The sequence below is a fragment of the Gluconobacter cerevisiae genome, assembly GCF_015244675.1.
Lineage (GTDB): Bacteria > Pseudomonadota > Alphaproteobacteria > Acetobacterales > Acetobacteraceae > Gluconobacter > Gluconobacter cerevisiae.
Genome location: NZ_JABCQO010000005.1, coordinates 58,971 through 81,436, shown reverse-complemented (window position 1 = coordinate 81,436; position 22,466 = coordinate 58,971). Strand labels below are relative to the sequence as shown.

The window sequence follows — 22,466 nt, the reverse complement described above, 5'->3', positions numbered from 1 at the left end:
TCCGGTATGGGCAAAGGGCGTGGGTTTAGGGAAGAAGCTGCCGCACGCCAAGCATAAAAAAGGGGAAGCGCTCTTTACGAACGCTTCCCCTTCTCGTGCAGCGGCTGAGATCAGGACGCAGCCATCTCGCAGACGGCTTCTTCCGTCACGGCAGGACGCATCGTACCCATTTCGGCTTCGGACTGCACCATCGGCGACATGCCAAGTGCAGACAGGAGCTGACGGTCGCGGTGTTCGGCCGGGTTGGGCGTGGTCAGGAGTTTTTCGCCGCAAAAGATCGAGTTCGCACCCGCGAGGAAGCACAGTGCGTGGGCTTCATCGGTCATGTTCTCGCGGCCTGCGGCAAGGCGGACATGGCTCTCCGGCATCATGATGCGCGCCGTTGCGATGATGCGGACGAAGGTGATCGGATCGACGGCCTCGGCCTCACCCAGCGGCGTGCCTTCGACGCGGACGAGCAGGTTGATGGGTACGCTTTCGGGGTGTTTGGGCAGGTTGGCAAGCGTCATCAGCAGGCCGGCACGGTCGGACAGGTCTTCGCCCATGCCCACGATTCCACCACAGCAGACATTAATTCCCGCGTCGCGCACGTTCGAAAGCGTGTCGAGACGCTGCTGATAGGTGCGGGTGGAAATGATGGAGCCGTAGAATTCTTCGGACGTATCGAGGTTGTGGTTGTAATAATCCAGCCCCGCCGTCTTCAGGCGCTCCGTCTGCTGCGCGTCGAGCATGCCGAGCGTCACGCAGGTTTCCAGCCCCAGCGACTTCACGCCTTCGATCATCTCACAGACGGTATCAAGGTCATGATCCTTCGGCGTGCGCCAGGCCGCTCCCATGCAGAATCGGCCCGCACCGGCCTTCTTGGCAGCGCGTGCTTCCTTCAGGACGGATTCCACGGCCATCAGGCGCTCTGCCTTGACGCTTTTTTCGTGCAGCGCGCTCTGCGGACAATAGGCACAGTCTTCCGGGCAGCCGCCCGTCTTGATGGAAAGAAGCGTGGAAATCTGCACTTTTGTGGGGTCGAAATAGCGGCGGTGCAGGGTTTGTGCGCGGTACATCAGCTCGGGGAAGGGCAGGCTGATAAGGGCTTCAACTTCGTCGCGGGTCCAGTCGTGGCGGACGTCTGGGTGGGGCATATGGGTGGCCGTCACGGATCAATCTCCAAGGGTTGCTGGATCACACCTACCCAAAATTGTCCCATCGTGTCATCTGATCGTCACTATTGGTGAGCCGGAAAACGGACGAGGTTGCAGAATGAAACACTGGCATATCGATCAGATGGACTGGAACTCCTTTGATCCGTCCCGCGTGGACCCCGAGATCATCCCCCTCGTGAAGGCCGCTTCCGTGGTGGAAAAGAACGGTCTCGACTATGCCGAGTATCTGCGTCGCGTCTTCGTGGGAGACCCGGATTTCAGCGCAGCCGCTGCGAACTGGGCCGTGGAGGAAGTACAGCATGGGGACGCGCTCGGTCGCTGGGCCATGCTGGCCGATCCGTCCTGGAACTATGAACAGGCTTTCGACCGCTATCGCGCATCGTACAAGATCGATGCCGATGTGGACGCCTCGATCCGCGGCTCCCGCACCGGCGAGCTGATTGCGCGATGTATGGTCGAAACAGGCACTTCATCCTTCTATACCGCACTGGCCGACGCGACGGAGGAGCCGTTGCTCAAGGCCATCTGCAAGCAGATCGCGGCCGACGAATACCGGCATTTTAAGCTGTTCTATGACCACATGCGCCGCTATCTGAAGCGCGAAAAGCTCGGAGTGTGGGCACGGACGCGGATTGCGCTGGGCCGTGTAACGGAGAGCGAGGACGATGAACTCGCCTCGGCCTATCACACGACCAATGAGCCGCCGGGCATGGCCTATGATCATCAGCGCTGCATTGCGGCGTATATGTCCAAGGCGATGGGGTTCTACCAGCCCCGGCATATCGACCGTGTGACGGCGATGATTTTCAAGACGATTGGCTTTACGCCCCATTCGCGCTTACAGAAACTGGCATCCTCGCTGGTCTATCGACTGATCCAGTGGCGCCGGAAAGTCTTCAGAAAGCAGGTTCAGGCCTGAGGGCATCTGCACAACATCCGGAAACTGGAAAACAGAAGACGAAACCGGGCGTCTGTGCCATGAAAGATGCCTGCTTCTTTCGCCTGCGTCCGGAGATTTCGATGACCGTTTCCGCCATTTTCTCCCGTCGTGCCGTCTACGGCGCAACCCTGACCCTCTGCGCTGCCGGACTGTATCAGTTTCCGACAGCGAAAGCGGATCCTTATTCCCTGCCGATCGCGTCCTCCGGTCCGGTGAAGACCGACACAGTGAGCCCTGCGACAGTTTCCGCGCAGCAACTGGCCCGGCAGGTCGGCTACGCGCGTTTCACCGCCCCGGACTGGCGTGTCGGTCCGGTCAGGCACATGGTCATGTTCCGCTATACCAAGGATTCCACGACGGCCCAGCGCGCTGAAGTGTCGGGGCGCTTCCTGCATCTTGCACAGGATAGTCGCCGTTCGGATGGCAAGCCTGTGGTCGCAAGCATTGAAACCGGCTTCCAGAACAGCGGAGAAGGGGCCGATGCGGGCTTGCAGCAGGCATTCCTCGTAACGTTCCGCTCCGAAGGGGACCGGAATTATTATGTTGGCAAACCCGTCGTGACCGACGTGTCATTCATTGACCCCGCGCATGAAGCCTTCAAGGAATTTGCTGCGCCGTACCTCGAAAAAGTCGTCGCTTTCGATTACCCGGTTGCGGCTGTGGTTGCGCCCGAAGGTGTGGGTGCAAAAACCCGAAAAGCCCGCAAAACCCGTTGAGCGAAGCAGGGACATTTTGTCCTTTTGACGAAATGATACTTTATACCTCATTCTAGGGGCACCACTCTGGAATGAGGTACATTGTGAAACGATTCCTTACGTCACGACATGCTCTGAAACATGGCGCCAGCCTTCTCGCTCTTGCTGGAGGCCTGATGGTTTCCGGCGCGCAGGCCGCCGGTTACAACGCAGGTTGGGGTTTTGACGAAGCCGGAATGAACCGCGCCGTTCAGCCGGGCAACAATTTCTTTGAATACGCCAACGGTACCTACCTTAAGAACCTCAAAATACCCGGAGACATGAGCAGCTACGGCCCGTTCCGTATCCTGTATGAACTCTCCCTGGCGCGTCAGAAGACCATTCTCGACGAAGCCGCGAAGAAGGTTGCTGAACAGCCTACGGACGACATGGGCAAGATCGGCACCTATTACGCCAGCTTCCTTGACCAGAAGGCCGTCGACCGTCTGGGTGGCAAGCCCCTCACAGCCGACCTTGAAACAATTCGTAATGTTAACGATGGCAAGTCTCTTGCCGCGGCGTTCGGTGCGTCCCTGAAATCCATGATGTTCTCCACGTTCCAGATCGGCGTGGAGCAGGACCAGAAGGACCCGGAGCGCTACATGCTGATGCTCGATCAGGGCATGAGCATCGGCGTGAGCGGTGGCCTCGGTCTGCCGGACACGAGCTACTACACAAACCCCAAGCTGGCGGACAAGAAGAAGGCCTATCAGGCCTATATCGCCAAGATGCTGACGCTTGAGGGCTGGCCGGACGCTGCGAAGAACGCGCAGGCCGTGGTCAATCTCGAAACGGCTCTGGCCAAGGTCGAAGTGCCGCGCGACCAGACCCGCGACCCGCTCAAGATCTACAACCCGATGCCGGTGTCCGAGCTTCAGAAGCTCGCGCCTGACTTCGACTGGGTTACGTTCCTGACCAGCGCCGGTCTTCCGGCAGAAGGGCTCGAAAGCCGCAAAATCGACGTGCGCGAACCCGCCGGAATTAAGGCGATGACGGCCGTTCTTAAGGCTGCTGATCCTGCGACGCTGCGGGCCTGGCTGGCGTTCCATCTCGGGGACAATGCTGCCGGTTATCTGTCCAGCAACTTCTATGACGCGTCCTTCGACTTCAACAGCCATACGCTGTCAGGCGTAGCGCAGCAGTCCCCGCGCTGGAAGCGTGCTGTGCGCGTGACGAACGGTGCATTGGGTTGGGCACTGGGTCGCGAATATGTCGCGCGCTACTTCCCGCCTTCCGCACAGGCACAGATTACGGATCTGGTGCAGAAGGTTAAGGCGTCCTTCCATGACCGTCTGGAACATAATAGCTGGATGGATGAGCCAACCCGCAAGGCCGCTCTGAACAAGCTGGATCATTTCGCCATTCAGGTCGGTTATCCGAAGAAGTGGTGGGATTACAGCAAGCTCGATATCCGCAAGGGCGACGTTTACGGCAATGCCGTGCGTGGTGCGGCATTCAGCTGGCAGCACGATCTGGACAAGCTCGACAAGCCGGTTGACCGTGACGAATGGGGCATGACGCCGCAGACGGTGAACGCCTACAACGATCCGACCATGAACGAGATCGTGTTCCCGGCTGCGATCCTTCAGCCGCCATTCTTCGATCCGAAGGGCGATGCCGCCGTCAATTATGGTGGTATCGGCGGCGTGATCGGCCATGAAATGAGTCACGGCTTCGACGATCAGGGCCGTCACTACGACGAGCATGGCCGTCTGAATGACTGGTGGAGCAAGGCGTCCACGGAGGCTTTCCAGAAGCTGGCCGACCGTCTGGCTGCGCAGTACGATGCACAGGAAGTCCTGCCGGGCCTGTATGTGAACGGCAAGATGACCATGGGCGAGAACATCGCCGATTCCGGTGGTCTGAACCTCGGTCTTCAGGCTTATCATGACTCGCTGCACGGCCAGCCCGCGCCGGTTGTGCATGGTCTGACCGGTGATCAGCGCGTATTCTTTGGCTGGGCGCAGGTCTGGCGTGAGAAGGACCGTCCCGATGCGCTGCGTCAGCAGGTGCTTTCGAACGAACACGCCCCTGCCGTCACCCGCGTCAACATCCCGGCTCACAACATTGATGCCTGGTATGGTGCGTTTGACGTAAAACCTGGCCAGAAGCTCTATCTGGCACCGGATCAGCGCGTAAAGATCTGGTAAGGTCGTGACAAACTGGAACGTGGGGCCTAATCACGGTCTCACGTTTCAATTTTCTGCCTGACGGACCCATTCTCATGACACAAATGACGATCGGCCATCTGTACACCTCGTTGCATGCGGGATGTGCCAGCGCGGTCGCGCGCGTGCTTGAGGCCTATGAGGTCGAGGTCGAGTATGTCGATCTTGATCCCGATGATGTCGAAGATGCCCTGGAGCAGGGAGAGGTTGATCTTCTGGTCTCCGCCTGGTTCCCGCGGGATGAACATCTGGCGGGGCCGGGATTTCGGGTTCTGGGCGACCTGTATCAGCCGGTCGTCAGTTTTGCTGCACTGGCGCCGCTGGGCGCTATTGGAACCCTGACTTCGGCAGACGTGGACCGGATTATCGTTGCCGATGACAGTCGGCAGGCTCTGGAAGTGGCCCTCAAGCAGCTTCCGGCGCTTTCGGTTCTCTCTATTGAAAGCATCGGTGAGGGTGCTTTGATCGAGCGTCTGGAAAAGGCGCGCGATGCCGGAGAGAAGCCGCTCGTGGTCGCAACGCAACCTCATGCGGTGTTTCATACTGATCTGCTGACCGTGCTCGAAGATCCGTCACGTCTTCTGGGAGGCGAAATGTCTGTCCGGATGATTCTGCGTGAAGATGCGGCGCGTCAGGCAGACAGCGATCTGCTGGACGAGCTTTCTGAAATGATGCTGGGCAACAAGGTCATGAGCGCCCTGGATTATGTCATTTCCGTTGACGGACAAGATCCTGAGGGAGCGGCCGAAGCCTGGCAGCGCGGCCGTCTGATCGGGCGCTGACACGTCAGGGGGCACGGGAAACCGGCCCCCTTTTTTGGTCTCAGCGGAAGACGAGGCCGCCGTCGATCAGAACGGACTGACCGGTCATGTAGTCGGCGTCGCTGCTGGACAGATAGGCGACGAAACCCGCCACGTCATCGGCTGTTTCCACGCGCCCCAGAGCGATTCCCTCAACATATTTCTTGTAGGTCGCGCCGACTTCCGTGCCGGTAATTTCGGCCATGCGCTGGTCGATCGTGACCCACATATCCGTTCCGACGATGCCGGGGCAGTAGGAATTGACCGTGATTCCTGAAGAAGCGAGTTCCTTGGCGGCTGATTGTGTCAGGGCGCGGACGGCGAACTTGGTGGCGGAATAGGCACCCAGCAGCGGATAGCCTTCATGTCCGGCAATAGAGCAGGCATTGATGATTTTGCCCTTCGTGCCCTTTTCCTGGAAAATCTTTGCAGCGGCCTGAATGCCCCACAGCACGCCCTGCACGTTGATGCTGAAGATCTTTTCGATTTCCGCAGGCTCGATCTCCAGAACCGGCTTGACCTGACAGATCCCGGCATTGTTGACCATGATGTCCAGCCCGCCCAGCTTTTCCGTAGCTTCGCGCAGGGTCGTGGCGAATTTGTCGCGGTTGCTGATATCAGCAGTAAGCGCAACTGCGCGCCGTCCGAGCGCTTCAACTTCTTTGGCGGTCTGGGCCAGAATGTCCTGTTTGACGTCCAGCAGAATGATGTCCGCGCCATCCTTGGCCAGACGGAGGGCAATGGCCTTGCCGATGCCTTGGGCGGCGCCCGTGACGGCAGCTACTTTTCCAGAAAGGGACATTGAAAAAAGATCCTTCGATTGTCCGTCATCCGCATGTGAATGCCATGACGGTCCAAACCATCGTTTCTTTAATTTTGGGATTCCACAAAAAACCGCCTGTTTTCCAAACGTTACACGGAATTGTGTCAAGAGGATCCGACACAGAGCGCAGATGAAACGAAGGTTACGATTTTCCTGAAGTGGCTCTGGTCATGTGTTTCCGGGGCTGCAAGAATGCGTTAAATAAACGTTACGAAACGCCTCTGGCAGGAATTGATGAGCCATTCTGAAAGCATTAGCGCCGTTTTTGATGCCTTTGATGGTATCAGTGACGAAGAATGGCTTCAGGTTCTGGTGTCGTCCGTGCGCATTCCTGAAATTCAGGGCGTGATGATGCCATCTTTCCCCCCTGACGACCTGCAACGGGAAATTCATGGCCATCATGGGGAAATTTCCATCCATGAAGCCCATGTCTTTTTTCGGGAAATCAAGGCGTACTGCGCTTATGCCGGGCGTCCGGTCCGTCCTGAGACGCGATTGCTGGATTTCGGATGTGGCTGGGGGCGTATCGCCCGGCTGTTCATGAAAGATATTCGTCCGTCCAACCTGTATGGCGCGGAAACCACGGATCGTTTTCTTATGGCGGCGCGGCGGGCTAATCCTGCGCTGAATTTTCTGGGCTGCGATCTGGTGCCGCCCATGCTCCTGACGTCTGAGAGCTTTGACCTGATAACGTCATGGTCAGTGTTTTCGCATCTGGACGAATTTCTTGCGGGGCACTGGGTGAGGGAATTTCATCGACTCCTCAAACCGGGTGGAATCCTGGTCATGACGACACAAAGTCGCCGGTTCATCGCCTTCTGCGCCGAGCAAAGGCTCAAGCGCGCCTCCGGCATCCGTCTGGAGCATCCGTGGCACGAAGCCTGTGCCGACAGCTTCACCGATGAGGCGCGTGCGAATGCGGAGTTCGAGGCCGGACGCTTTCTTCATGCAGCCTCCTCAAAACCGCCTCAGCCCCAGTCGCATTATGGCGAGGCGATTATTCCGCGGAATTACATCATCAAAGCATGGGGCGGCCTGTTCCGCCTGATCGAATACATGGACAATCCTGTGCGGTTGCCACAGGTTCTGATTGTAATGCAGAAGATCGGATAGTCATTCTTTGTCATGACACGGTGACGGAGCGGGAGGGAAAGGGTTTTGAATAAAGCCTGTATCAGCATGGGATTGCTTGCTGTTCTGCTAATTGCGCCGTTTTCCAGTGTTTCCGCCGAACCAGAAGAAACTGTTACCGTCACCGGTCAGCACGCCATACGTGTCGGGAGCTACAAAGGCATTTACCGCGTCTATGACCGGTTTGACCGTCTGCCGGAAAAAGCCGGGAAGAATCTGTCGCTGCATTTTCTGGGCGATATTCTGCCTGACCATGCCGTGCCGTCTGAGGCGCGGGTCGTACTCCATACCAAAGAGGGCGATATACCCCTTTTCGTTGGCGAGGACCGGGAAATGCACTTTCCCCGTTCCGAGGCGCTTTTGGCAGAAAACCCTCCCGTTCTGCTGACCCTGCCGCCCAACAGAAAAGTCCAGCTTGAGCTGGCGATCGAGGTTGACCCTCTTCCGGCACCGTCTTTTACGAAAGAGCAGTCCGAGGGATGGCTCGGTGAGATCAATGCCGCCATTCGCGATTTCTTTGGTGTCATCCTCGCTTTTCTTGCCCCTGACGCTCATCGACTCAAAGTCGATGTCGCACCCGGCGCGCGTTTTGAAGCCGTGGAAAACGAAACGCCGAGGCTTCTGGTCGATAATCAGGGTGCTGCGCCCTATACATTCATTCTCCATCCTCAGGATTATCAGGACGGAACCGTGTTTCGCTCCGACAGGCCGTTTTCCATGATCCGTGTGAAAATTCCGACGGATGAATTCTTCACGCTCAAGCGCAAAAACTGATGCGGGATTTGACAGATGGATCGTGAGGACGCATCACGCAAAACCTTAAATTCACTGCCAGCAGGGGGATCCATGTCGGTTCACGCGTTCGTCTTTCCGGGACAGGGGAGCCAGTCCGTCGGGATGGGACAGGCCCTTCACGAGGCTTTTGCATCCTCTCGCGCCGTTTTTCAGGAAGTTGATGAGGCGCTTGGCGATCATCTGTCGCGCCTGATGTTCACTGGTGATGCGGATGAACTGACACGGACGGAAAATGCCCAGCCCGCGCTGTTCGCGGTTTCGCTGGCCGCCGTGCGCGCTCTGGAAAGCGAAGGCGGTTTCAAACTGGCGGACAAGGCGACCCTGCTGGCCGGGCATTCGCTAGGTGAATATTCCGCGCTGGCCGCTGCTGGCACGCTTGGGATTGCCGAAGGTGCGCGTCTGCTGCGCCTGCGTGGTCAGGCCATGCAGCGCGCTGTCCCGACCGGGGAGGGCGGTATGGCGGCTCTTCTGGGTGTGGATGCGTCTCAGGCCCGTGCGATCTGTGATGAAGCCTCTCAGGGCGAGACGCTGGAAATCGCCAACGATAATGGCGGTGGGCAGATCGTGGTGTCCGGCGTGATGAGCGCCATTGACCGCGCCATCGTTGTCGCCAAGGAGCATGGCATCAAGCGCGCCGTGAAGCTGCCGGTCTCTGCACCGTTTCATTCGTCGCTGATGGCTCCGGCCGCCCGCGAAATGGAAGATGCACTTGCGACCGTGACACTGAACGCACCGTCCGTTCCCGTCATTGCGAATGTTACGGCTGCCAAGGTGACCGATCCTGCCGTTATCCGCGAACTGCTCGTCAAGCAGGTGACGGGCACGGTGCGCTGGCGCGAAAGTGTGGAGGCCATGGTGGCGATGGGCGTGACGAACATGCATGAGCTTGGTGCGGGCAAGGTTCTGTGCGGTCTGGCGCGTCGTATTGCCCCAGAACTGACTACCAGCAATGCCGGGACGCCTGCCGAAATCGAAGCCCTGCTCAAGACCCTTTAAGGACAACCGATCATGTTTTCTCTTTCCGGCAAGACGGCCCTCGTGACGGGCGCATCAGGTGGTATCGGCGCTGCCATCGCCCGCCAGCTTCACGCTCAGGGCGCGACCATCGTGCTCAGCGGCACCCGAGAAGCAGCCCTTCAGGAACTGGCCGACAGCCTCGGCGAACGCGCCCATATCGCTGTCGCCAACCTGGCCGACCCCGCCGAGGCTGACGGCCTCGTCGCGAAGGCCGAAGCCGCTGCGGGTGCTCCGCTGGACATTCTGGTCAACAATGCCGGTCTGACGCGCGATACGCTCGCCATCCGCATGAAGGACAGCGACTGGTCGCAGGTTCTGACCGTGGATCTGGAAAGCCCGTTCCGTCTGGCGCGCGCAGCCCTCAAGGGGATGCTGCGCCGTCGTGCGGGGCGGATTATTTCGATCGCCTCCGTGGTGGGAACGACGGGCAATGCCGGTCAGGCCAACTATGCCGCCGCCAAGGCAGGCATCGTGGGCATGAGCAAATCTCTGGCGCAGGAAGCCGGTCCGCGTGGTGTGACGGTCAATGTCGTGGCGCCCGGTTTCATCGAAACGCCGATGACGGATGTGCTGCCGGACGCGGTGCGTGAAAAGCTGGTCGGCTCTATTCCGCTCGGTCGGATGGGGAATACTGGTGACGTGGCGTCCGCAGTGGTATATCTGGCTTCCGAAGAGGCAGCATGGGTCACGGGTACGACCCTGCATGTCAATGGTGGCATGGCGATGGTGTGAATGCTTGGCCTTTTTGGTTAAAGCATGCTAATCGCGCGCTGCTTTGCCCGGCCTGCTGAAGGCTGATGTCCGGTTCTTCCGGCGGCAACGTCTCCCCTTCAACGGGGGCGGCCCTGCTCTGGAGGAACCACTGGGCTTCCGGACTGGCAGACGGCAGTACGAGTTTTGATGTAACGCACCGGACGGGCAACAGGGTCCCGGATGGGCAGAAGGAACGAACAGATGAGCGACATTGCTGACAAGGTAAAGAAGATCGTTGTCGAGCACCTCGGTGTGGACGAAAGCAAGGTAACGCCGGACGCGTCGTTCATCGACGATCTGGGCGCAGACAGCCTCGACACGGTCGAGCTGGTCATGGCTTTCGAAGAAGCCTTCTCCGTCGAGATCCCGGAAGATGCAGCCGAGAAGATCGCAACCGTCAAGGATGCCATCGACTACATCGAAAAGCAGAAGGCAGCCTGAGGCCAGTCCTCAAGCTGACCGGGGCCGGTTTTCCGGCTCCGGATTCCTGCTCCGCCATGGAGCGGGAGGTCAGTCAGGCCTTGTCATGAGGCCCGGCTGCAAGACCCGGACATAACGTGAGACAAGAGGCATCGATGAGCGGGACTGCAACTAACGGGCGGCGTGTCGTCGTAACCGGTATCGGTGTTGTCAGCCCACTGGCTGTGGGCGCGGAACTGACCTGGAAGCGGCTGATCGAAGGACAGTCCGGCATTGGCCGGATTACGCATTTCGATCCCTCCGACCTTCCTGCCCAGGTCGCCGGACAGGTTCCGGACGGCCCGACGGCGGAAGGCGGTCTCACGTTGTCCGACTGGGTGCCGGTCAAGGACCAGAAGAAGATGGATCGCTTCATCCATCTGGGCCTTGCCGCAGCCATTCAAGCTGTCGAGGATTCAGGCTGGAAGCCTGAGGACGAGGACGATCGCTGCGCCACTGGCGTCATGATCGGCTCGGGGATCGGCGGTCTTCAGACGATTTATGACGGCTCCCTGACGGTTTCGAGCGGCAAAGCCCGCCGTCTGTCGCCGTTCTTTATTCCTTCGGCCCTGATCAATCTGATTTCCGGTCACCTTTCGATCCGCTACGGCTTCAAGGGACCGAACCATGCTGTCGTGACGGCCTGCGCGACAGGCGTTCACGCCATTGGCGACGCCTCACGCCTGATTCAGTATGGCGATGCGGACGTGATGATTGCCGGTGGTGCGGAAGCTGCGATCTGCTCGCTTGGAATTGCCGGGTTCTGCTCGGCCCGTGCTTTGTCCACTGCTTCCAACGACGATCCAACCAAGGCTTCGCGCCCTTGGGACAAGGACCGCGACGGCTTCATCATGGGTGAGGGTGCCGGTGTGGTCGTGCTTGAGGAACTTGAGCACGCCAAGCGCCGTGGTGCGAAGATCTATGGTGAAATCGGCGGCTACGGCATGTCCGGCGATGCCCATCACATCACGGCCCCGGCTGAAGGCCATGAGGGTGCGTTCCGTGCCATGAAAGCCGCGCTGCGCAACAGTGGTGGCCTGACCACGGCCGATATCGACTATGTCAACGCCCACGGAACTTCCACCATGGCGGATGACCTTGAGCTTGATGCAGTCGAGCGCTTCTTCGGCGAGGACGCCAAGCGTCTGGTCATGTCCTCCACGAAGTCGGCCATTGGCCATCTTCTGGGCGCGGCCGGTGCGGTTGAGGCGATTTTCTGCCTTCAGGCCATCCGTGACGGCATCGTGCCGCCGACCCTGAACCTCGACAATCCGGCGCGTGAAAGCGTGATCGACCGCGTGGCGCATGTCGCTCAGCAGCGCAAGATCGACGTTGCCCTGTCCAACAGCTTTGGCTTCGGCGGGACGAATGCGAGCATCATCCTCAAGCGTTTCAAGGACTGAGGAAGGGTTCGTTTTTCATGCCTGAAGGCCAGTCTGACGGCGAAGAGCCGCGGAAGCTCGTTCTTCCTCCAAAGGCTGGTCGGAAGCTGGCGCTCTTCGGAGCACCACTTCTGCTCATAGCAGGACTGGTTGCGGGATATGGCCATTACACCGATCCCGGTCCGCTTCAGGACGCGAAAATTTTCGTCATCCCGCACGGTAACAATGCTCGGGTGACGAAAGCCCTTCAGGACGATGGTATCCTGTCGCCAACATGGGCCTCCGGTACTTTTTTCCGGATTGCGGCTTTTCTGACGCATCGCGATGGCCAGATCCATGCGGCGGAACTTCAGTTTCCTTCTCGTGTCTCGGTCGCGCATGTCCTTGAGATCCTGCGCCATGGCAAGCCTGTTTCCCATCAGGTGACGGTGCCTGAGGGGCTCACTGCGTTAAAAATCACAGCCATTCTGGACAAGGCCCCGGCCTTGAGCGGTGATCTGCCGACATTGGCGGAAGGGACGATTTTTCCACAGACGGTTTCCTATATCTGGGGCACGTCGCGTCAGGCTTTGGCCGAAAAATTGCAGAAAATGATGACGACCAGGCTGGCCGCAGCGTGGGAAGGGCGCAATGTCGAGGCGCTGGACGGATTGATCCAGTCTCCGCAAGAGTTGCTGGTTCTGGCGTCTCTGATCGAGCGTGAAACAGGTGTGCCGCCCGAGCGTCCCATGGTGGCGCGTGTGTTCCTGAACCGTCTGAAGCTGGGAATGCGACTACAGACGGACCCGAGCGTGATTTACGGGCTCAGCAACGGGGCCGGGACGCTTGATGCGCCTCTGACCCATGAGGATCTGCAAACGCCGGGGCCGTACAATACTTATCTTCAGGCGGGACTGCCGCCTGGACCAATCTGCTCACCGGGGCAGAATTCTCTGGACGCAGCAGCGCATCCGGCAGAAGGCAAAATGTTGTATTTCGTGGCAACAGGAACGGGCGGGCATAATTTTGCCGAGACCCTTGCCGATCAGGATAAAAATATCCGCGCCTATCGCGCGCATCTGTCCGGGGCGTCGCAAAACCCGAACTGATGTCCCGCCCTTTGAAAAAGAGCGGGACGGTTTTTCAGTGCTTCAGCGGAGCAAGGCTCTGACTCTGGACGCCTGCAGCCTGTGCCGAGTAGGGGCGAGAGGCATCGTAGGTCGTCGGGTAAGGACTGTTGCCGACCACATCCTGTGCGGCTGTGTTACGGGCCGTGGTGGCGGCCTGCGTCACGCGTCTCGAAGCCGTGGAAGCGGCTGGTGTCTGGGCGACTGACATCAGGGCGCGGCGCAGCGGATCAGCGGACGGATTGTTGACGCGCATCGTCACGACGATGTCTTCAGGACCGACCGTCTGGTTGTAATAGGCACGGTTCGCGCCGCTATCGACGGTCAGTTTCGAGCCACCCAGAGCGGCGCCGGCATAAAGACCTTCGTTTTTCTGGGCAGCATAGATATCGGTGTTGTGTGCGCCGGCCGTGCTGTTTTCGACACCCGTACCGATGCTGGCAAAGGACGCAGAGGCAGAGGCGTCAAACTTGAACTGACTGTCCAGAATGGCCTGAATGCCGCGCTGGGACATGATGAACAGAATGGTTTCCGCGCTCTGGACGCCAACCTGTAATCCCAGCGAGGCCGTGCTCAGACGATAGAATGCCGGATCAGACCAGGATCCGCGCGCATCACGACTGAGCAGCAGGCAGCGCCCGCCAGAGCCGCCGATGCCGAAGGACATGTTCAGCACGGACGGACAGACCATGACGGCTTTTGCTTCTGCCAGAAGCTTCTGCGAGCGCGACTGGGGCGTGGTACCCGCGAAGAGATCCTGAACAGCCAGCGTGGCGCGATCGACCACGAGCTGCTGCTGGCTGGCCGTGGTCTGGGGTGCGTCGGAGCAGGCCGACAGGGCAATACAGCCCGAAGCGACGAGCGTGGTCGTACGCAGGAGACCGGACAGGGTCATGGAAGATACCTTCTGCAGTCATCGAAAAGACGTTTCCCGCACTATGCGCCAAATGCGGCCAAATCACGAGTGCGGGAAAGGAGATGTCAGATTTCCACGTTGACGGCGGCTGAGAGGTCCTTTGCGACGCCCGGAGCCGCTGCAAGGATTGTCGCCCCGCCCGTCAGACCGCCCGTCTGGAGGAAGGGCGAGACGGCCGCGCCGGACTCTGCGAGAATGGCCAGTGCGGCGGCGACATCCCAGAGCTGGATGACAATTTCCAGATAGCCGTCGGAGCGACCACAGGCCACATCCGCCAAAGCCAGCGCGCCGGACCCGCCCGAGCGTGGCATGGCACCCAGAGCCATGATGGCGGCGATCTTTTCGTTGAACGTTTCGGCAGGGACGCGGGAGGACCAGCCCATTTCGATCATGGCCTCCTGCGTGTTGGTGATGGGAGAGGCCTTGATGGGCTTGCCGTTCAGGAACGCGCCCTTGCCTTTGCTGGCCGTGAAGACTTCACCCAGCGCCGGGGCCTCGATCACGCCCGCGACGGGTTCGTCGCCTTCCAGAAGGCCGAGGGAGACGCACCAGCGGTCCCGGCCACGCGCATAGTTCGAGGTGCCGTCGATCGGGTCCACGACCCAGCGGAAGCGGCCCTGACGGGTCGTACCGTTTTCTTCGCCCTGAAAACCGTCTTCGGGAAAAAGCTCCTGAATGCGGCGGCTGACGAGGGCTTCGACAGCGCCGTCCGCTTCGGTCAGATAGTCCTGACGTCCCTTGAGAGTCCCGCTCGGGCCGCCGGGGGCCGGGCGCAGGGAGAGGGCCAGCTGGGCTGCGTCGCGAACGACGCTGCGGGCGGCTTCGAGGCGGACGGCGATTGGATCAAAGGTCATGGAACAGTCCTATTCAGCGCGTCGTGCAGCGCGGAGGGATGAGGTGATGGCGGGGTCTTCAAGGCCCATGAGACGGCTGGCTGCGGTTGTTGCGAACAGATGCACCAGTGTCCGCCTCCGGGCAGGGGCGAGTCTGTGGAGGGCGGGTTCCCGGATGATCGTGCATTCTGCCAGAACGCCTTCGCGCAGGGCAGGGGGGACGGCGCTGACGCTGACGACGATCAGACCCACGTCCGGCGGAATGAGGTCTACGGGAAAAGCGTCATCCACGGCGAAAAACAGGCGGTCGGACCAGTCACGGTATTCGGGCCATTTCTGATCGGTCTGAAAATCGCGCAGGCCGGACTTGATCTCGATGCAGGTCAGGGAGTGGTCGGGCAGAAGCGCCATCACGTCTGCGCGACGACCCGCGGCGGGAAGGGAAAATTCATTGATGGCCGCCCAGTTCATCGTCCGGCACAGGCCGAGAACGGCGCGCCGGATGGCCAGTTGCGTTTCGGGCAGACCGCAGGAGATGTCTGCGGGAATTGCGGAAAGGGCCTCACTCATGGTTCCATCCTGCCCCGATCTGCGCTCTACGTCTGCCCCGGCAGATATTTTTTGAAGCTGTATTTTTGCGGGAGGAGTGCCTCATGCCATTTCTGCGGACGGATCACTGGCGATGCGCCATCGTTCATGCGCCTCTGGCGGAGATCGTCGATGCGGCCAGTCTGAACGGTTTTCCTATCACGACGCTGCCCGACATCGGGGACCATCGTTTTCTGGCGGACCCTTTCGGCCTGTGGCGAGACGGAAAGCTGTATGTCTTTGCCGAAGCGTTCGATTATCGTCATCCGAAAGGCATGATCGAAGTTCTGATCTATGATGGTACGGGGCGGCTGCTATCCCGTGAGAGCGTTCTGGAAGAGCCTTGGCACCTGTCTTACCCCTTTGTGTTCGAGCATGAGGGCGAAGTTTACCTGTTGCCCGAAGCGAGCGCCTCGGGGCGTCTTTCGCTCTATCGTGCGACGTCATTTCCCCGGGGATGGGAGCGCGTCGAGGCTTTCGATTTTCCCGAAGCCGCAATCGATGCCACACCTTTCCAGCATGCCGATCGCTGGTGGATGTTCTGGACTCCTGCGGGCAGTAAGGTCGAGCGGCAAAGTCTCTTGAACATTTCCGTGGCTGATACGCTGACGGGCTCATGGAAGAATCTTGGGCTTTTCCTGAACGACCGTGCAGGTGCGCGTCCGGCAGGAACGCCGGTTGTTGTGGATGGAAAGATCATTCTGCCGACGCAGGACTGCCAGGGCACTTATGGACGCGGCATCCGGCTGCTGGAAATTGAGGGGCTGGAACGTGAACTACCGAAAGTCACGCCCGGGCTGACGATTTCCATTCCAGCATCCCTGCGTCGGCGTTTTGGGGACGGAATGCACACGCTCTCCGCAGCCGGACAGGTGACGCTGATTGATGTCAAGAAAATCGGACTTGGCCCGAAGCGGGACCTGCTGAATGTGAAGCGGCGGGTCTTCGGAGCCTGAAAGTGCGTATTCCGGGCCTTCAGAAGCCCGGAATACGGTCCAGCACGGCATTGCCGTTACGGGTGAAGGCTTCTGGGCCGAAGCGCTCCATAACCCGCTTGCGGGAGCGTTCGCCCATTGCTGCCAAATCGGCGGGTCTGCCGATCAGATCCGCCAGAGCGGCTGCAAGAGCGGGGGCATTGTCGAATGGTACGATGCGACCCGTTTCGCCGTCGAGGATGCTGGACGGCAGTTCTCCCGCCGGGGTCGCGACAACAGGCAACCCGCAGGTCATGGCTTCATGTCCTGCTACGCACATGCCCTCCCAGTGCGACGACTGGACGTAGAGGTGCAGGGTTTTCAGGAAATCCATCGGCTTTGACGTATAGCCTGGAAGGTCGATCGGCAGATTTCCGGCCGTGATGCGGGCTTGAAGCGCCGCGTGAAGAGGGCCGTCGCCTGCAATTTGAAGACGAAACGGCGGCAGGTCCGGATGATCCTTCAGGAGGGACACGGCCTCGCAGAGGATATCATAGGCCTTGACCGGATTGAGCCGTCCCAGAGAGCCGACGCGAACGACCTCGCCCTCTTTCCAGGGTGTTGCGATGGGCGCGTCAGGATTAGCGCGGAAAATGGGCCACGCCACGAAATTATCGCTGAGGCCGAGCTCTTTTGCGGCGAAGGTGATGACGGACTGGGAGTCAGCGACCCAGAGCGTGGTGTAGGGACGGCAGAGTCTGAGAAGGAACGCGTTGGCCTTTTTCAGACGTCCGCAATGCTGCCAGTGAACCGTCGGGGTCTTGCGACGTAGTGCGATCAGTTGTCCCAGAAGCGTGGCGCGGCTTAGCGATGTCCAGATCAGATCTGGCTGGAACGCCTCCATTTCATCCCTCAGCCAGCGATAGGCCGCGATATGGTCACGCGTTGTGCCTTCGCGCACTCGCACGGGTATTCCTGCGGCTTCCAGCAACGGAATGGCCAATCCGTCCTTGCTGGCCAGCGCGAAGACAGTCACGTCCCCGCCTCGGGCGCGCATGACGGAAACAATGTCTGGAATGGGAAGCTGTGCGCCGCCGCATTCGAGCGAATTGATGATGTAGGCGATTTTCATGGGGTCGTCCGCGCCAGAATCTGTTCAGCCAGCGTCAGGTCGGAAGGCTTGTCCACATCGACCGCTGCACGGCCGTCAGACAGCTTCACCAGCCGGACGTTCGCACCGGTGAGCTTCTGGATGCGGCCGTAAAGAGCGTTGGAATCCAGCGTACGCGTTATGGCGCGCAGCAGCGTGCCGAGGCCGAGCGTCAATGCCATCCGGAGCGGGCGCTTGCGGTTCTGCTGAAGGCGCTTCCACAGCGCGATGACGTTCCGCCCTTTTGGGCTGCCGATCAGGAATAGGTTACAGCCTGAAAAGCTCATATCTGACAGGTGGATATAGGTGCGTTTCGTGCTGGGAACGTCGCGTTCAACCGTCGCACGTAACGCCACACCGGCGGCCAGATCGCAGCCCTGTGCTTTGGCCAGAAACTCCTCAATCCATTTCGGGCGGAGGAGTGCATGATCGGCCGTTGTCACCAGACAGGGCGTGCCGATCCTGTCGATGGCTTCGGCAACGCTTTCGCTGGGAGAGGGGGCTGAGTGCAGGATCGTGGCGTCGCCTGCGAGATCCTTGATGCAGTCGGGGTTTTCGATGCTGATCGTGACGGGCCCGAGGCCGGGCGTGCGGGCAATGGTGTCCAGCACACGGGCCAGCATGGGCTGGCCACCAACGGGAAGGAGCGCTTTGTGAGAAACCTGTCCAAGCTTTGCGAGAACATCATTCTCCCCGTCACGGGAGCCTGCGAGCACCAGAACCGGAAGACTCATGCCGCGTGGTTACGGTCTGGCGTTTTGCGGGGGGCGGCTGGACGGGCTCCATCGGGACGATCTTTCGGCGGTGAGCCGGTCAGGTCCATAACCCACGGATAGCGGCGTGCTTCTTCAATATCATAGCCGAGATTGAAGACGTGTTTGCTGCGGGGCCGGTCGCGGGCTTCACGGTAGAAGCTGCTGAACAGGCGGTCCGGCACATAGTTTGTGATGCCGTAATTGCCGTCTTCGTCATGGAAATGATGCAGGACGTGTAACTGCTTGATGTCCGCCACCCATTTCCAGCGCGGCTTGTAGGCCAGATGCTGGATGCAGTGGAAGAATTCATAGATGCAGGTCATGATCAGCGCAGTCGAAAGGGCGCAGAACGCGCCACTCCAGCCTGCGATCAGACCGCCGATCGGCATCGTGATGATGGCCATCGTCGGCACCGTGTTCAGCGGTGAGCCGAACAGAACGTCTAGCAGATGCGGGTCCTGATGATGGTCGAAATGGATGCGCTTCCAGAGAGAGGCCGTCCAATGGTTGCGATAGAGCCAGCGTCCGTGAAGAATGAAGCGATGGATCGCATACCAGGCCAGCGGATAAACCATGATCACGACGGGGACGGGGAGGAGTGTAACCCATAGGGAGGCCGAGAAATGCAGGGCTGCCCAGGCCGCGCCTGCGATCAGGGCGAAATAAAGCAGGATCGTCGGATAGGTCAGATAGGCGAACCAGAGCTGGGAGAGGTTCATCTTTCCCAGATCAAAGCTGCGGCCTGTCCGGATGGCGGACATGTTGCGCCACGGTGCAGTGAAAATGCTCATCGTTCCTCCATCCGCAGGAGCCAGGTCAAACCCAGGAGGGCGCCAAGCAGTGGCCCGACGCTGACAGCCAGCGGGGCTGGCAGCGTGCCTGCGTTTCCAAGTGCGGAAATCATTCCCTGCAGGATGACGAACCCCATTCCGGCGCCAAGAACGTACACCGGAAGAGGATTTCGAAGTCCTGCACGGGGAGGGATATAGATCACCGGAAGCGTCAATAGAAGCATTACTGCAATTTCAAACGGTAAAATCATGCCGCCAAAGAGGGCCATACGGTACGTGGCCCTTGGCAGGCTTGCAGCAGCCCCTCTGTGCAGAATGGCGCTGATCTGACCTGGCGTGACAAAAGCCCCGCTCTGGGACAGCGTCATGATGGTGGATGGGGTGGCGGGAATAATAAAGGTGTTGTCGCCCGTTGTGACGTTCACGAAGGACTTGTCTTCGGAAAGGGAGAGGTCCTGCGCCCCATCCGGGTGCCACTGATCCTGTGCGTAGGTCAGCGTATTCGTGTGCTCGGTGCCTGTCAGCAGCCCCGTGGAGTCACGATGATAGATTGTCACGTCCCGCAGGAAGTATCCTCCCTGGGCGATCTGCCCGATCCGGACGAGTGTGGGCCCCGCGCGAAACCAGAGGATATCGTCTTCTGGCTGCCCGGCCTGCCCAGCCAGAGGGTCCGTTCGGTTCCACCATGTGGTAAGGGCATTTTCGCAAGGAGGAACAAGCCAGTACTGGGCACAGGTTCCGCCGATACCAACAATCAGGACTGCGGGCAGAAGCAGGCGGTATAGCGCGATTGTTGAAAGTCCGGCGGCACGCAGGGCCGAGATCTCGCTCGACAGCGTCATCTGCGTGAGGAGGAAGAGCGCCCCGACCATGAAGGCCAGCGGCATGATGTCGATGCTCAGTGCCGGAAGGTGCAGGAAGGCGAAGGTCAGAATCCCGCGGAGACCAAGGTGCCGGTTCAGGATCGGTGTTGTCTTCTCCATGAGTGCCAGAATTTCCAGCAGGGAGACGAGTACGACACCGCAGAGCATAAACCGTCCCAGCAGGGCCCGGTTGAGCGCTCTGACCAGCACGAAGCGCGGCATGGAAAATTGGGAGTCGCTCATGCTGCAACCCGCTTCAGCAAGCGGCGGCGCCATGAGCCGCGGGACCGACGCAGCAGTGCCGCCAGACAGCCTATGCAGAATATGGCTTCCGGCACCCATATCGCCAGCCAGATTGGCAGACGACCTGTTGAGGCCAGGCTGTGCCCGAACATCAGGGTCTGGTCAAAGCTGATCAGGATGACGGCGACGGCGATCAGACCCCAGACGGATTTCCGGCGTCGCGCGCTGATGGCGAGTGCGACTGCGAGCGGGGGAATGAAGGGAATGGCGATGGCGCGCGCCATGCGGAAATCCATTTCAGCCCGAAGTGTACGGTATTCGATGCCCGGCAGGCCGTAACGCAGATCATGGGCGAGTTCGAGCAGAGTCAGTTCACGCTCGTCGGCTCCGCGTGTTCGGAAAGCGGTTTCCTTATCCGGCCGGTCAATGACGCGAACGACATGTTCGAAATGCGTGACGGTCGGCTTGTGGGGGTGGGTGGCCTGAAACGGATCGTCCACGATTTCTCCGTTCCACAGATCGAGGCGCGTGCTGCGCGTTTTTTCCGAAATGGTCAGCGCGCCAGTTTGGGCCGTGATAATGTGGGCCACCCCATTTGCACTGACTTCACGAATGAAAACGCGTTTGAGGCGGGTTCCGGCATGGCTCACGCTGTCTGCGGTCATGACGGCCTTACTGGAGGTGGAGGCGAACATCCCGGCCTGAAGATGGGGCGCCCAGCCGGTATGTTCGGCAAAATAGAAGCCTGCGCGATAGTCGTACCGGGCCACGGGCTGGATATAGCCGTACAGGAACACGCTTGCAGCACCGAGAAGCAGGCCGACGATCATGAAGGGGCGGCTGATCCGCATGAGCGAGACCCGGCCGGCCTGAAGGGCGTCAATCTCGTTGTTGTCGCTCATGCCTCGAACAGTCAGGAAGACCGCGATGCACAAGGCCGCAGGCAGGGCGATGCCGAAATAATGAGGCAGCAGATCCGTCAGGAGCGCGATGCAGGTCGCAAGGGAACTCCCTGCGGATGCGAGATAGTCGAAAAGCGATAGGAGGCGCTCGAGAAGCAGGGCGACCAGCATCGCCAGAAGCGCGATCGCAAATGGCGGCGCCATCTGCGTCAGCAGATAGCGGTCCAGAATATTGGCCCGCTGTTTCACGCGTCTGTCCTTCCAGTGTGCTTCCATCCGGCCCGCTTCCATGAAGCGCGCTCGCTGACCGAACCATCCAACCGGTGACGGGCCAGATCAATGTGCCAGCCCCCCTCATATGGGTGGATCGTCAGATGATTCCAGCAGGCCTGTCGATGAGGGCGGTCATCGGTCAGAGAGGCCGACGCAACGCCCAGCAGTGGAATGTCCGTTCCGGCGATATGGGTCAGCGTCGCGTCATGGGAATGGCCGTGCAGGACGATTTCCGCTCCGGCCCGTCGTAGAAGGGCCGCAAACTCGCGGTGATCCAGCAGGGATTTGCGCCAGGGAACGAGGCCGCGCTTCGGCGGATGATGGATCATCACGACCCGGCACAGCCCTTCTTCTCCAAGGCGCGTCAGCAGGGCTTCGAGCCGCTCCCGCTGTCTGCGCCCAACGCGGCCGTATGCCATGAAGGGGGCTGTGGGAATGCCGGAATTGACACCTACGATCGCAGTTCCGTTTTGGATACGGACATACGGATATTGCCGCGCGGACCAGCGTTCCCACTGCTCGAGCCCGGCTGAAGCCGGTTGCCGGACCATGCAGTCATGATTGCCGGGAATCACGAGGGCCGGGGCGGGGAGAGCTTCAAGCCAGCGGGCGGCCTCTGAAAATTCGTCCGGGGTTCCAAAATTGGTCAGATCCCCGCTTACGAGGATGGTATCCACGCCTGCGCGTCCGATATCCTTCACCAATGCTGCACAGGTCTGAGCGAGGTGGACGTACTGGCGGTGTTTTTTCCACGACAGCAGGCTCAGGACGCGTTTGTTGAGCGCCGCACGCCAGTGAACTGGCGGTGGAGGCAGGTGCGGGTCTGAAATATGGGCCAATGTAACATGAGGCGTTGTGACAGGGGACGTGTGCCGCGACGAGAGGGGATCTGCGGGCAGGTCAGGGGTCATGATCAGAAAGAGGCCTTGTCAGTATCCACGCCATGAAGCGGCGCCCGGGACTGCCGGGATGT

At 59.9% G+C, this 22,466-nt stretch carries 23 protein-coding genes; 12 read left to right on the top strand and 11 right to left on the bottom strand.

Annotation, left to right across the window (positions count from 1 at the left end):
- Window positions 1-110: 110 nt before the first annotated feature.
- Window positions 111-1,151 (bottom strand): biotin synthase BioB, encoded by a 1,041-nt coding sequence (gene bioB, locus HKD21_RS07750; RefSeq protein WP_194255138.1) that lies wholly within the window; start codon window positions 1,149-1,151, stop codon window positions 111-113.
- 103 nt (window positions 1,152-1,254) lie between these two features.
- On the opposite strand from bioB, the gene HKD21_RS07745 reads away from it, so the two are divergent.
- The 4 genes from HKD21_RS07745 to HKD21_RS07730 all read left to right on the top strand — a co-directional run bounded on the left by HKD21_RS07745 (window position 1,255) and on the right by HKD21_RS07730 (window position 5,781).
- Window positions 1,255-2,076, top strand: coding sequence for an acyl-ACP desaturase (locus tag HKD21_RS07745; RefSeq protein WP_194255137.1), 822 nt, complete (start codon window positions 1,255-1,257; stop codon window positions 2,074-2,076).
- Window positions 2,077-2,177: 101 nt separating this feature from the next.
- On the top strand, window positions 2,178-2,813 hold the full coding sequence (locus HKD21_RS07740; protein WP_194255136.1) for a Dabb family protein: 636 nt from the start codon (window positions 2,178-2,180) through the stop codon (window positions 2,811-2,813).
- Between the two features lie 71 nt (window positions 2,814-2,884).
- Window positions 2,885-4,981, top strand: a complete 2,097-nt coding sequence (locus HKD21_RS07735) for a M13 family metallopeptidase (protein ID WP_194255135.1) — start codon at window positions 2,885-2,887, stop codon at window positions 4,979-4,981.
- 74 nt (window positions 4,982-5,055) lie between these two features.
- Window positions 5,056-5,781, top strand: coding sequence for a glycine betaine ABC transporter substrate-binding protein (locus HKD21_RS07730; RefSeq protein ID WP_194255134.1), 726 nt, complete (start codon window positions 5,056-5,058; stop codon window positions 5,779-5,781).
- 40 nt (window positions 5,782-5,821) lie between these two features.
- Here HKD21_RS07730 and HKD21_RS07725 read toward each other — a convergent pair whose 3' ends face one another.
- The gene (locus HKD21_RS07725) at window positions 5,822-6,601 is read right to left on the bottom strand and encodes an acetoin reductase (protein WP_194255133.1); all 780 of its coding nucleotides are present in this window, start codon (window positions 6,599-6,601) and stop codon (window positions 5,822-5,824) included.
- A gap of 255 nt (window positions 6,602-6,856) precedes the next feature.
- On the opposite strand from HKD21_RS07725, the gene HKD21_RS07720 reads away from it, so the two are divergent.
- From HKD21_RS07720 to mltG, 7 genes are all read left to right on the top strand, one after another.
- Window positions 6,857-7,735, top strand: a complete 879-nt coding sequence (locus tag HKD21_RS07720; protein WP_194255132.1) for a class I SAM-dependent methyltransferase — start codon at window positions 6,857-6,859, stop codon at window positions 7,733-7,735.
- A gap of 45 nt (window positions 7,736-7,780) precedes the next feature.
- Window positions 7,781-8,527: a hypothetical protein gene (locus tag HKD21_RS07715; RefSeq protein WP_194255131.1), complete on the top strand. Its 747-nt coding sequence runs from the start codon at window positions 7,781-7,783 to the stop codon at window positions 8,525-8,527.
- A 72-nt stretch (window positions 8,528-8,599) separates the two neighbouring features.
- Entirely contained in the window at window positions 8,600-9,544 is a 945-nt protein-coding gene (gene fabD / locus HKD21_RS07710) for an ACP S-malonyltransferase (RefSeq protein WP_194255130.1), read from the top strand.
- 12 nt (window positions 9,545-9,556) lie between these two features.
- The gene (gene fabG, locus HKD21_RS07705) at window positions 9,557-10,297 is read left to right on the top strand and encodes a 3-oxoacyl-[acyl-carrier-protein] reductase (protein WP_194255129.1); all 741 of its coding nucleotides are present in this window, start codon (window positions 9,557-9,559) and stop codon (window positions 10,295-10,297) included.
- A 222-nt stretch (window positions 10,298-10,519) separates the two neighbouring features.
- Window positions 10,520-10,759 (top strand): acyl carrier protein, encoded by a 240-nt coding sequence (locus HKD21_RS07695; RefSeq protein ID WP_011253554.1) that lies wholly within the window; start codon window positions 10,520-10,522, stop codon window positions 10,757-10,759.
- A 134-nt stretch (window positions 10,760-10,893) separates the two neighbouring features.
- On the top strand, window positions 10,894-12,180 hold the full coding sequence (fabF, locus tag HKD21_RS07690; protein ID WP_194255127.1) for a beta-ketoacyl-ACP synthase II: 1,287 nt from the start codon (window positions 10,894-10,896) through the stop codon (window positions 12,178-12,180).
- Between the two features lie 17 nt (window positions 12,181-12,197).
- Complete coding sequence (gene mltG, locus HKD21_RS07685) at window positions 12,198-13,247, top strand: endolytic transglycosylase MltG (RefSeq protein WP_194255126.1); 1,050 nt, start codon at window positions 12,198-12,200, stop codon at window positions 13,245-13,247.
- 34 nt (window positions 13,248-13,281) lie between these two features.
- Here the strand turns inward: mltG and HKD21_RS07680 are convergent, their stop codons facing one another.
- The 3 genes from HKD21_RS07680 to HKD21_RS07670 form a co-directional block, all read right to left on the bottom strand.
- Window positions 13,282-14,160 (bottom strand): lipid-binding SYLF domain-containing protein, encoded by an 879-nt coding sequence (locus tag HKD21_RS07680; RefSeq protein ID WP_194255125.1) that lies wholly within the window; start codon window positions 14,158-14,160, stop codon window positions 13,282-13,284.
- 86 nt (window positions 14,161-14,246) lie between these two features.
- Window positions 14,247-15,035: an inositol monophosphatase family protein gene (locus HKD21_RS07675; RefSeq protein WP_194255124.1), complete on the bottom strand. Its 789-nt coding sequence runs from the start codon at window positions 15,033-15,035 to the stop codon at window positions 14,247-14,249.
- Between the two features lie 9 nt (window positions 15,036-15,044).
- On the bottom strand, window positions 15,045-15,584 hold the full coding sequence (locus HKD21_RS07670; RefSeq protein WP_194255123.1) for an MmcB family DNA repair protein: 540 nt from the start codon (window positions 15,582-15,584) through the stop codon (window positions 15,045-15,047).
- A gap of 83 nt (window positions 15,585-15,667) precedes the next feature.
- Between HKD21_RS07670 and HKD21_RS07665 the strand changes: the two genes are divergently transcribed.
- Window positions 15,668-16,558 (top strand): glucosamine inositolphosphorylceramide transferase family protein, encoded by an 891-nt coding sequence (locus HKD21_RS07665; RefSeq protein WP_194255122.1) that lies wholly within the window; start codon window positions 15,668-15,670, stop codon window positions 16,556-16,558.
- Between the two features lie 19 nt (window positions 16,559-16,577).
- Here the strand turns inward: HKD21_RS07665 and HKD21_RS07660 are convergent, their stop codons facing one another.
- From HKD21_RS07660 to HKD21_RS07635, 6 genes are read right to left on the bottom strand one after another with little or no spacing between them, the layout of a single operon-like run.
- A complete protein-coding gene (locus HKD21_RS07660; protein WP_194255121.1) occupies window positions 16,578-17,648 on the bottom strand; it encodes a glycosyltransferase in 1,071 nt (356 codons plus the stop codon).
- Complete coding sequence (locus HKD21_RS07655; protein ID WP_194255120.1) at window positions 17,645-18,400, bottom strand: nucleotidyltransferase family protein; 756 nt, start codon at window positions 18,398-18,400, stop codon at window positions 17,645-17,647. Before HKD21_RS07655 ends, HKD21_RS07660 begins: the two co-directional genes overlap by 4 nt.
- Window positions 18,397-19,212: a sterol desaturase family protein gene (locus HKD21_RS07650; RefSeq protein WP_194255119.1), complete on the bottom strand. Its 816-nt coding sequence runs from the start codon at window positions 19,210-19,212 to the stop codon at window positions 18,397-18,399. Before HKD21_RS07650 ends, HKD21_RS07655 begins: the two co-directional genes overlap by 4 nt.
- Window positions 19,209-20,318, bottom strand: a complete 1,110-nt coding sequence (locus tag HKD21_RS07645) for an LptF/LptG family permease (protein WP_194255118.1) — start codon at window positions 20,316-20,318, stop codon at window positions 19,209-19,211. The genes HKD21_RS07650 and HKD21_RS07645 overlap by 4 nt, the downstream gene beginning before the upstream one ends.
- Window positions 20,315-21,469, bottom strand: coding sequence for an LptF/LptG family permease (locus HKD21_RS07640; protein WP_194255116.1), 1,155 nt, complete (start codon window positions 21,467-21,469; stop codon window positions 20,315-20,317). Before HKD21_RS07640 ends, HKD21_RS07645 begins: the two co-directional genes overlap by 4 nt.
- Window positions 21,466-22,404: a metallophosphoesterase family protein gene (locus tag HKD21_RS07635; protein ID WP_194255114.1), complete on the bottom strand. Its 939-nt coding sequence runs from the start codon at window positions 22,402-22,404 to the stop codon at window positions 21,466-21,468. The genes HKD21_RS07640 and HKD21_RS07635 overlap by 4 nt, the downstream gene beginning before the upstream one ends.
- Between the last annotated feature and the right edge of the window lie 62 nt (window positions 22,405-22,466).

Coding starts and splice junctions, on each gene's coding strand:
- HKD21_RS07745 (WP_194255137.1), top strand. CDS start 1,255: ATGAAACACTGGCATATCGATCAGATGGACTGGAACTCCTTTGATCCG.
- HKD21_RS07740 (WP_194255136.1), top strand. CDS start 2,178: ATGACCGTTTCCGCCATTTTCTCCCGTCGTGCCGTCTACGGCGCAACC.
- HKD21_RS07735 (WP_194255135.1), top strand. CDS start 2,885: ATGAGGTACATTGTGAAACGATTCCTTACGTCACGACATGCTCTGAAA.
- HKD21_RS07730 (WP_194255134.1), top strand. CDS start 5,056: ATGACACAAATGACGATCGGCCATCTGTACACCTCGTTGCATGCGGGA.
- HKD21_RS07725 (WP_194255133.1), bottom strand. CDS start 6,601: ATGTCCCTTTCTGGAAAAGTAGCTGCCGTCACGGGCGCCGCCCAAGGC.
- HKD21_RS07720 (WP_194255132.1), top strand. CDS start 6,857: ATGAGCCATTCTGAAAGCATTAGCGCCGTTTTTGATGCCTTTGATGGT.
- fabD (WP_194255130.1), top strand. CDS start 8,600: ATGTCGGTTCACGCGTTCGTCTTTCCGGGACAGGGGAGCCAGTCCGTC.
- fabG (WP_194255129.1), top strand. CDS start 9,557: ATGTTTTCTCTTTCCGGCAAGACGGCCCTCGTGACGGGCGCATCAGGT.
- HKD21_RS07695 (WP_011253554.1), top strand. CDS start 10,520: ATGAGCGACATTGCTGACAAGGTAAAGAAGATCGTTGTCGAGCACCTC.
- fabF (WP_194255127.1), top strand. CDS start 10,894: ATGAGCGGGACTGCAACTAACGGGCGGCGTGTCGTCGTAACCGGTATC.
- mltG (WP_194255126.1), top strand. CDS start 12,198: ATGCCTGAAGGCCAGTCTGACGGCGAAGAGCCGCGGAAGCTCGTTCTT.
- HKD21_RS07680 (WP_194255125.1), bottom strand. CDS start 14,160: ATGACCCTGTCCGGTCTCCTGCGTACGACCACGCTCGTCGCTTCGGGC.
- HKD21_RS07675 (WP_194255124.1), bottom strand. CDS start 15,035: ATGACCTTTGATCCAATCGCCGTCCGCCTCGAAGCCGCCCGCAGCGTC.
- HKD21_RS07670 (WP_194255123.1), bottom strand. CDS start 15,584: ATGAGTGAGGCCCTTTCCGCAATTCCCGCAGACATCTCCTGCGGTCTG.
- HKD21_RS07665 (WP_194255122.1), top strand. CDS start 15,668: ATGCCATTTCTGCGGACGGATCACTGGCGATGCGCCATCGTTCATGCG.
- HKD21_RS07660 (WP_194255121.1), bottom strand. CDS start 17,648: ATGAAAATCGCCTACATCATCAATTCGCTCGAATGCGGCGGCGCACAG.
- HKD21_RS07655 (WP_194255120.1), bottom strand. CDS start 18,400: ATGAGTCTTCCGGTTCTGGTGCTCGCAGGCTCCCGTGACGGGGAGAAT.
- HKD21_RS07650 (WP_194255119.1), bottom strand. CDS start 19,212: ATGAGCATTTTCACTGCACCGTGGCGCAACATGTCCGCCATCCGGACA.
- HKD21_RS07645 (WP_194255118.1), bottom strand. CDS start 20,318: ATGAGCGACTCCCAATTTTCCATGCCGCGCTTCGTGCTGGTCAGAGCG.
- HKD21_RS07635 (WP_194255114.1), bottom strand. CDS start 22,404: ATGACCCCTGACCTGCCCGCAGATCCCCTCTCGTCGCGGCACACGTCC.